We start from the raw sequence: 8104 nt of genomic DNA on the forward strand, positions 1-8104 counted from the left end.
CATTCCATCGCCGCTGCGGGCGTGAGTGGTTCTCAGGCCTGCAGCGAAGATTCTTCCTTGTTGGTTGCCGTTGTGCGGGCGATGATCAGCGTCACGCCGGCGGTCTCCAGCATCTTGGCTTCGCGATCCTCGATGGCGTCGTCGGTGATCACCGTGGCGATGCGCGACAGGCCGCACAGGATCAGGCTCGAGCGTTTGCGGAACTTCGAGGAATCGACCAGCACCACCAATTCGTCTGCCTGGTCGATCAGTTTCTGCTCGGCCTGGATCAGCAGCGGGTCGCCTTCCATAAGACCGAGCGGCCCCAGCCCTTGCGCGCCCATGAACATGCGGCGCGCGTAGAAATTGCGCGTCACGTCATTGTCGAACGGCGACAGGATGATGTTCTGCTCGCGGTAGATGGTGCCGCCCGACAGCATCACCGTGTTCTTGGAGTGCCTGAGCAAGTGCTCCGCGATCGGGAAGGAATTGGTGAAGATCGGCATGCGGCGGCCGGTCAGGAAATGCACCATCTGGAAGGTGGTGGTGCCGCCATTGATGATGATCGGCTCGCCGTCCTTGCACAGATCCACGGCTTCCCGCGCGATTGCCCGCTTCTGCGAAGCGTTGATGGTCTCGTTGACGGAAAAGGGCCGGCCGGCAAGGCCGATGAACTGCGGCGGCGAAAGCGCCTCGGCGCCGCCGCGCACCCGGCGCAGCCGTTTTTGCACATGCAATGCCGCGATGTCGCGCCGGATCGTCGCCTCCGACGACTCCGTCAGGTCGACCATCTCCTGCACCGTCACCACAGGCTTTTCCTGGACGGCGGACAGAATGATCCTGTGGCGCTCTTTCTCGTGCATGGTTCCTCCCTGCCGGAGCATCTAGTCACCCAAAGCGCGCAGTGTCAATCATTTCCGATCAGATAATTTCATTGTGCATTGCAATATGACTGATATTGATCGTTTGTGATTGACAAGGCCGCCGCTTGCGTAGAAATTCGTACAAAAGGGACCCGCGCCGTTTGCGTGTCCCAAAGGGAGGATACCTATGCTCGACAAGCGCTCCGGCACGCGCCTCGCCAATCTTTGGGATGACGCAAAAGCGCAAGCAATGAGCGAGCCCGAACGTCTGGTCTATCGCTCGAATGTTCTTGGCTCCGACAAGCGCGTCACCAACTATGGCGGCGGCAACACCTCCTCCAAGATCTGGCAAAACGATCCGCTCACCGGCGAGAGCGTGGAAGTGCTGTGGGTCAAGGGCTCGGGCGGCGACAGCGCCTCGATCAAGCTCGACGGCTTCGCCACGCTCTACATGGACAAATTGCGCGCGCTGAAAGGTCTCTATCGCGGCCTCGAACATGAAGACGAGATGGTCGGCTATCTGCCCCATTGCACCTTCAACCTCAACCCGCGCGCGGCTTCCATCGACACGCCGCTGCATGCCTTCGTGCCGAAGCCCTATGTCGACCATATGCATCCCGATGCCATCATCGCCATTGCCGCCGCCAAGGATTCGCAGGCGCTGACCAAGGAAATCTTCGGCGACACGATCGGCTGGCTGCCATGGAAACGTCCGGGCTTCGAGCTCGGCCTATGGCTGGAGAAATTCTGCCGCGAAAACCCCGAAGCCAAGGGTGTCGTACTGGCCAGTCATGGCCTGTTCAGCTGGGGCGACACGCCGAAGGAATGCTACGAGACGACGATCTCGGTGATCAACCAGGCGATCGACTGGTTCGAGCGCAAGAGCCATGGCAAGCCGATTTTCGGCGGCGAAGTCGTCAAATCCCTCGATGCGCCTGCGCGTCGCGCCGTGGCCGCAAAACTGATGCCGAGGATCCGTGGCCTGATCTCGGAGAACAGCCACAAGCTCGGCCATTTCGACGATTCCCCTGCCGTGCTCGAATTCGTCAATTCCAGGGATTTGCGGCCGCTGGCGGCACTCGGCACGTCCTGCCCGGACCACTTCCTGCGCACCAAGATCCGGCCGCTGGTCATCGAGTTCGACCCCCAAAATCCCGACGTCGATGCCGTCATTGCCCGTCTTGCCGATGATGTGGCGGAGTATCGCGTCGGCTATCAGGCCTATTATGACCGCTGCAAGCACGCTGACTCGCCTCCGGTGCGCGACCCTAACGCGGTGGTCTATCTGATGCCGGGCGTCGGCATGTTCACCTTCGCCGGCGACAAGGCGACGGCGCGCATTTCGGGCGAATTCTACGTCAACGCCATCAACGTCATGCGCGGCGCCTCGACGGTCTCGACCTATGTCGGCCTGCCCGACCAGGAAGCCTTCGACATCGAATACTGGCTGCTCGAAGAGGCAAAGCTGCAGCGTCTGCCGAAACCAAAGGCTCTTGCCGGCCAGATTGCGCTGGTCACCGGCGGCGCCGGCGGCATCGGCCGGGCCACCGCCAACCGGCTGCTGCGCGAGGGCGCGTGCGTCGTGCTGGCCGATATCGACGAAGCAGCCCTTGCCAGCGCCAATGACGAGCTTGCCAAGGCCTATGGCAAGGATTTCGTGCGGCCCGTAGTCATCAACGTCACGTCCGAGGATCAGGTGATCTCCGGCTTTGCCGAAACGGCGGTCGAATTCGGCGGCATCGATATTCTGGTCTCCAATGCCGGCCTGGCCTCCTCGGCGCCGATCGAGGACACCACGCTGACGCTGTGGAACAAGAACATGGACATCCTGTCGACCGGCTATTTCCTGGTTTCGCGGGAGGCGTTCCGGCTGTTTCGGGCGCAGAAGATCGGCGGCAACGTCGTCTTCGTCGCCTCCAAGAATGGGCTTGCCGCATCGCCAAACGCCGCCGCCTATTGCACTGCCAAGGCCGCCGAAATCCATCTGGCACGCTGCCTGGCGCTGGAAGGCGCGGAAGCGCAGATCAGGGTCAATGTCGTCAACCCCGACGCTGTGCTGCGCGGCTCGAAGATCTGGACCGGCGAATGGAAGGAACAGCGCGCCGCCGCCTACAAGATGTCGACCGACGATCTCGAGGAGCACTACCGCTCGCGTTCGATGCTGAAGCGGTCGGTGTTCCCCGAAGACATCGCCGAGGCGATCTATTTCTTCGCCTCCGATATGTCGGCCAAATCGACCGGCAACATCATCAACGTCGACGCCGGCAACGCACAGAGCTTTACGCGATAAGCAGTCGTTTGAGGGTTGGCGCCGACGCCGGAGCTTTACCCTTCTCCCCGTCACCATACGGGGAGAAGGTGCCGGCAGGCGGATGAGGGGCAGCGCCAACCGAACGCATTTGGGAGGAAACTTTAGTGTCCGAAACCATCATCTCCGCCGATGTTGTCGAGAAAGACAATGCCGCGCGCAACGCCAATCTCAAGCGCGACTACGAGTCTCTCGGCGAGCGCCTCGACCGCCGCGGCATCGCCATCGACGCCATCCGCGACAAGGTCGAGAAATTCGCCGTCGCCATCCCGTCCTGGGGCGTCGGCACCGGCGGCACCCGCTTTGCCCGCTTTCCCGGCGCCGGAGAGCCGCGTGACATTTTCGACAAGATCGAGGACTGCGCCGTCATCCGGCAATTGACGCAGGCGACGCCGACCGTCTCGCTGCATATTCCCTGGGACAAGGCCGATCCGAACCGGCTGAAGCAGGCGGCATCCCGCTTCGGCCTCGGCTTCGACGCCATCAACTCCAACACCTTCTCCGACGCCAGGGACCAAAAACTTTCCTATAAATTCGGCTCGCTGTCGCATGCCGATGCAGCAACACGCCGGCAGGCGGTCGAGCACAATCTCGAATGCATCGAGATCGGCAGGACGCTGGGCTCCAAAGCGCTGACGGTATGGATCGGTGACGGCTCGAACTTTCCCGGCCAGGTCAATTTCGCCAAGGCATTCGAGCGCTATCTCGACGCGATGAAGGAGATCTATGCCGGACTGCCGGACGGCTGGAAACTGTTCACCGAGCACAAGATGTACGAGCCGGCCTTCTATTCGACCGTCGTGCAGGATTGGGGCACCAACTACATCATCGCCAAAGAGCTTGGCGACAAGGCGTTCTGTCTGGTCGACCTTGGCCATCACGCCCCCAACGTCAACATCGAGATGATCGTGTCGCGACTGATCCAGTTCAAGAAACTTGGCGGCTTCCATTTCAACGATTCGAAATACGGCGACGACGATCTCGACGCCGGCTCGATCGATCCCTACCGGCTGTTCCTCGTCTTCAATGAACTGGTCGATGCCGAGCTTTCAGGTGCAGAAGGGTTCGATCCGGCTCACATGCTCGACCAGAGCCACAACGTCACCGACCCGATCGAAAGCCTGATGCTGTCGGCAATTGAGGTGCAGCGCGCCTATGCTCAGGCGCTGCTGGTCGACCGCAAGGCGCTCGAAGGTTTCCAGGACGCCAATGACGCGCTGATGGCGACGCAGACGCTGAAGATAGCCTATCGCACCGACGTCGAGCCGATCCTTGCCATGGCGCGGCTGAAGACCGGCGGCGCCATCGATCCGGTCGCCGCCTACCGCGCCGCCGGCTACCGAGCGAAGGTCGCAGCCGAACGGCCGGCGGTGGCGAGCGTCGGCGGCGGGATTGTTTGATGTTGGGGGTGAAAATGAAAAATCCGCCACGAAGGGCGGGTCGTTGGAGCCAATTAGCACCACACTCAAATTAGTAGCATAGCTGCCGGCACAAAGCAAGAACAAAATTGCTGTAACGTGAAAATTCTGGGAGCCGCGATGAAGCGTGGCCTTGTTTCCAACGCTGCGGCGCTCAGAAGTAACGGCATGGATCCTAGGGTCTCCGCGACGTCGCTTCGCTCCTGCTCCGCCCTAGGATGACGAAGGCGTGAGGGCCTACAGCTAATCGCAGATGTTGGGGATTGGCGGCTGATGGCAATGGCAAACGTTGCAGGCTGGCGGCTGCTGGCAAATCGCAAACTTTCGGGATTAGCCGATCCCTCCCTCCCTTCGTCATCCTAGGGCGGAGCAGGAGCGAAGCGACGTAGCGGAGACCCTAGGATCCATGCCGTTGCAGTCGCCGAAGATTGCAACGGCGGTTGCGAGGCGAACCGGCACAGGCGTGCGAACCCTCCCGATTCTTTCGATCTTCGCAGTAGACTCAACCGCTCCAAGCGCGTTTCCTAGGCCTACCCCACGCCTCGGAGGACGGCCATGCACAACACCCGCCGAACCCTAATCGCCGTAAGCCTTTCCCTCACCCTGACCTTCGTACCCTTCCTCGCCTATGCCGCCTCGCCGCAGCCGGCGAAGGGCGAGCACGGCATGGTGGTGACCGCCCAGCACCTTGCGTCTGAGGTCGGCGTCGAGGTGCTGAAGCAGGGCGGCAACGCGGTCGATGCCGCCGTCGCCGTCGGCTATGCGCTGGCCGTGGTCTATCCGACCGCCGGCAATATCGGCGGTGGCGGCTTCATGACCATCCGCTTCAAGGACGGCCGCTCGACCTTCCTCGATTTTCGCGAGCGCGCGCCGCTGGCCGCGACCAAAACCATGTATCTCGACAAGGACGGCAAGCCGGTAAAAGGCGCCAGTCTCGACGGCTATCTGGCGGTCGGCGTGCCGGGCTCGGTCGCTGGTTTCGAAATGGCGCGGGAGAAATACGGCACGCTGTCGCGGCAGGACTTGCTGGCGCCGGCCATCCGCTTTGCCAAAGAAGGCTTCGTGCTGGAGCAGGGCGATGCGGCCTCGCTCCAGGGCGGCGCGGAGCGGTTGGCCAGGGACCCAGCGGCGGCGGCCATTTTCCTCAAGCCGGACGGCAAGCCTTATGCTGTCGGCGAGCGCCTTGTTCAGCCCGATCTCGCGGCTTCGCTTGCCGCCATTTCCGAACGCGGGGCGGATGCCTTCTACAAAGGCGCGACCGCCGACGCCATCGTCAAGGCGAGTGGCGAGAAGGGCGGCATTCTGGCCAGGGCTGATTTCGAAAACTATGCGGTGCGCGAGCTCAAGCCGGCGACCTGCAATTACCGCGGCTACGAGATCATTTCCTCGCCGCCGCCGAGCTCCGGCGGCGTCATCATCTGCGAGATCCTCAACGTGCTTGAGTTCTATCCGTTGTCCTATCTCGGCGCCGGTTCGGCCGAGACGGTTCACGTCATGGTCGAGGCGATGCGCCACGCCTATGTCGACCGCAATTCGGCGCTCGGCGATCCCGGCTTCATCGACAATCCGGTCGCAAAACTGCTCGACAAGAATTACGCCAGGGAAATTCGCGAAAAGATCGATCCGTTCCGGGCCGGCGTCTCGCAGGAATTGATGCCGAAGGGCTTTGGCGAGAGCAACGAGACGACGCATTTTTCGATCATCGACAATGACGGCAATGCCGTCGCGGTAACCTACACGCTGAACGGCTCTTTCGGCGCCGGCGTTGTCGCCGCCGGCACCGGCATCCTGCTCAACAACGAGATGGACGATTTCACCCAGAAACCCGGCGTGCCCAATCTCTATGGCCTCGTCCAGGGCGAGGCGAATGCGATTGCGCCGAAAAAGACGCCGCTGTCGTCGATGAGCCCCACCATCCTCGCCAAAGACGGCAAGCCGTTCATGGTCATCGGCAGCCCCGGCGGTTCACGCATCATCACCATCACGCTGGAGGCGATCGTCAACGTCGTCGATCACGGCATGAACATCCAGGAGGCCATCGACGCACCGCGCATCCATCACCAGTGGCTGCCTGACACGGTCTATATCGAACCCTTCGGCCTGTCGCCCGATACCGAAAAGCTGCTTACCGGCATGGGCTACCGCCTCGATCTTGCCGACACGACCTGGGGCCAGGCGGCCGGCATCCTGGTCGGCGGCAAGAGCCTGGCGGAAATCGAGAAGGGTGGCGGCGCCCGCTACAATGGCGCCATCGACAGCCGCGCCGCAGCCGGCAAGGCTATCGGGTATTAAACCCCAAAAAGTGGGAACCGGTTTTCGGATAAGATCATGGTCAACAAGAAGATTGCGCCTTGCTTCAGGTGACCAGCGCGATCGTCGACGCTATCAGCATCAGCGCCGCGATGCCGACGAACAGGGCGTAGATGCGCGGCCGGTCGAGCAGAAGTGCATTGCCGGATATCCATGCCGCGGTGGCGCCACCAAGCGCGAAAAAGAAGGTGCTGCGGCGCCCGAAGCTCAAGCCGGCAGCCATCAGGCCACCGATGATCAGGGCGCCGAACACGATGATCACGGCGACTGCGTATTTTTCGAAATCGTTGCTGCCGGCGCTCGGGCCGATTGCGTTCAACCTCGACAGATCGTCCGGATCGAACGGGCTGGTCGACCCATATTCGTCTTGACCGACAGGCTCATGCATTATTCGTTCTCCGCAAACCGACAGCAAATCATCAAGCCTCGCCGAGCGCAACCGCTCGCCGAATGTGATCGGCACGGTGTTCAACACTTTCTGGCGGCGGCTTGCCAGAGATTTTTGAATTCGCGCTTGGATCGCCGCCCCGCTGCGCGGCCTGGTCAAGCGCTTTGCCCGAGCTGAATCTTCATGCCGCCCTGGCCAAAGACCGCGTCGCCTGAACGGAAGCCCCAAGCACCGCCTGTGCGGTGTCGGCCTGCCTTTCATCGACATGCGCCAGCACCAGGATCACACCTTGTGCGGCATCCGGCTGGCCTAGCTGCTTGCCGGTACCGGACAATGTGTCGAAAAGTCTGCCGGCAACGCAGCCCAAGGCTGCACCGACGAAGGCCGATGCCAGCCATCCCGCGCCGAGGGGATCGATGCCGGGGATATCAAAGGCGCCGAGGCCGGCCAACAAACCCGCCGCCGCGCCAAGGGCGGCACCGGTGCCTGGACCGCGCAAGACGGCGCCGATTTCGTCATCGTAGGGTCCGATGACACTGATTTCGTGGCGGGCGATCCCTGCCGCCTGAAGTGCTTCGACGGCTCGCGCCGCCTGGTCATGGGAATCAAAAAGTCTGCTGATTGTTCGCATTGAAACTGCCTGTGAGGCCCCCCGGCCCTCGACGGTACGGCGGGTTCCTGCTGAGCGACGACGCCGAGGAACCGCCTAACGCATACGTCGCCCGCCCCGCAATTACGCGCGGCGGGCGGCGACAGCCCCCGCTTTAACGGGCCGAGATTGTGTTTACCGAGATTGGGGGGGCGGGGTGGACCCCCACGGGGGGGGTGTGGACCGAGG

At 62.2% G+C, this 8104-nt stretch carries 6 protein-coding genes; 3 read left to right on the forward strand and 3 right to left on the reverse strand.

Going from position 1 to position 8104, the window contains the following annotated elements; all coding sequences use genetic code 11:
• Positions 1 to 32: 32 nt before the first annotated feature.
• Positions 33 to 842, reverse strand: coding sequence for a DeoR/GlpR family DNA-binding transcription regulator (locus NKK47_RS12545; RefSeq protein ID WP_023677380.1), 810 nt, complete (start codon positions 840 to 842; stop codon positions 33 to 35).
• Between the two features lie 187 nt (positions 843 to 1029).
• On the opposite strand from NKK47_RS12545, the gene NKK47_RS12550 reads away from it, so the two are divergent.
• The 3 genes from NKK47_RS12550 (at position 1030) to ggt (ending at position 6860) form a co-directional block, all read left to right on the forward strand.
• Positions 1030 to 3132 (forward strand): bifunctional rhamnulose-1-phosphate aldolase/short-chain dehydrogenase, encoded by a 2103-nt coding sequence (locus NKK47_RS12550; RefSeq protein ID WP_023677381.1) that lies wholly within the window; start codon positions 1030 to 1032, stop codon positions 3130 to 3132.
• Positions 3133 to 3257: 125 nt separating this feature from the next.
• On the forward strand, positions 3258 to 4550 hold the full coding sequence (rhaI, locus tag NKK47_RS12555) for an L-rhamnose catabolism isomerase (RefSeq protein WP_023677382.1): 1293 nt from the start codon (positions 3258 to 3260) through the stop codon (positions 4548 to 4550).
• 573 nt (positions 4551 to 5123) lie between these two features.
• The gene (gene ggt, locus NKK47_RS12560) at positions 5124 to 6860 is read left to right on the forward strand and encodes a gamma-glutamyltransferase (protein ID WP_023677383.1); all 1737 of its coding nucleotides are present in this window, start codon (positions 5124 to 5126) and stop codon (positions 6858 to 6860) included.
• 64 nt (positions 6861 to 6924) lie between these two features.
• Here ggt and NKK47_RS12565 read toward each other — a convergent pair whose 3' ends face one another.
• Both NKK47_RS12565 and NKK47_RS12570 read right to left on the reverse strand, forming a co-directional pair.
• Positions 6925 to 7266: a hypothetical protein gene (locus tag NKK47_RS12565; RefSeq protein WP_292663955.1), complete on the reverse strand. Its 342-nt coding sequence runs from the start codon at positions 7264 to 7266 to the stop codon at positions 6925 to 6927.
• Between the two features lie 181 nt (positions 7267 to 7447).
• Positions 7448 to 7897 (reverse strand): hypothetical protein, encoded by a 450-nt coding sequence (locus NKK47_RS12570; RefSeq protein WP_352572214.1) that lies wholly within the window; start codon positions 7895 to 7897, stop codon positions 7448 to 7450.
• Positions 7898 to 8104 lie beyond the last annotated feature (207 nt).

The organism is Mesorhizobium sp. M0019 (assembly GCF_040323975.1).
Classification (GTDB): Bacteria; Pseudomonadota; Alphaproteobacteria; order Rhizobiales; family Rhizobiaceae; genus Mesorhizobium.

Coding starts and splice junctions, on each gene's coding strand:
- NKK47_RS12545 (WP_023677380.1), bottom strand. CDS start 842: ATGCACGAGAAAGAGCGCCACAGGATCATTCTGTCCGCCGTCCAGGAA.
- NKK47_RS12550 (WP_023677381.1), top strand. CDS start 1,030: ATGCTCGACAAGCGCTCCGGCACGCGCCTCGCCAATCTTTGGGATGAC.
- NKK47_RS12565 (WP_292663955.1), bottom strand. CDS start 7,266: ATGCATGAGCCTGTCGGTCAAGACGAATATGGGTCGACCAGCCCGTTC.
- NKK47_RS12570 (WP_352572214.1), bottom strand. CDS start 7,897: ATGCGAACAATCAGCAGACTTTTTGATTCCCATGACCAGGCGGCGCGA.
- ggt (WP_023677383.1), top strand. CDS start 5,124: ATGCACAACACCCGCCGAACCCTAATCGCCGTAAGCCTTTCCCTCACC.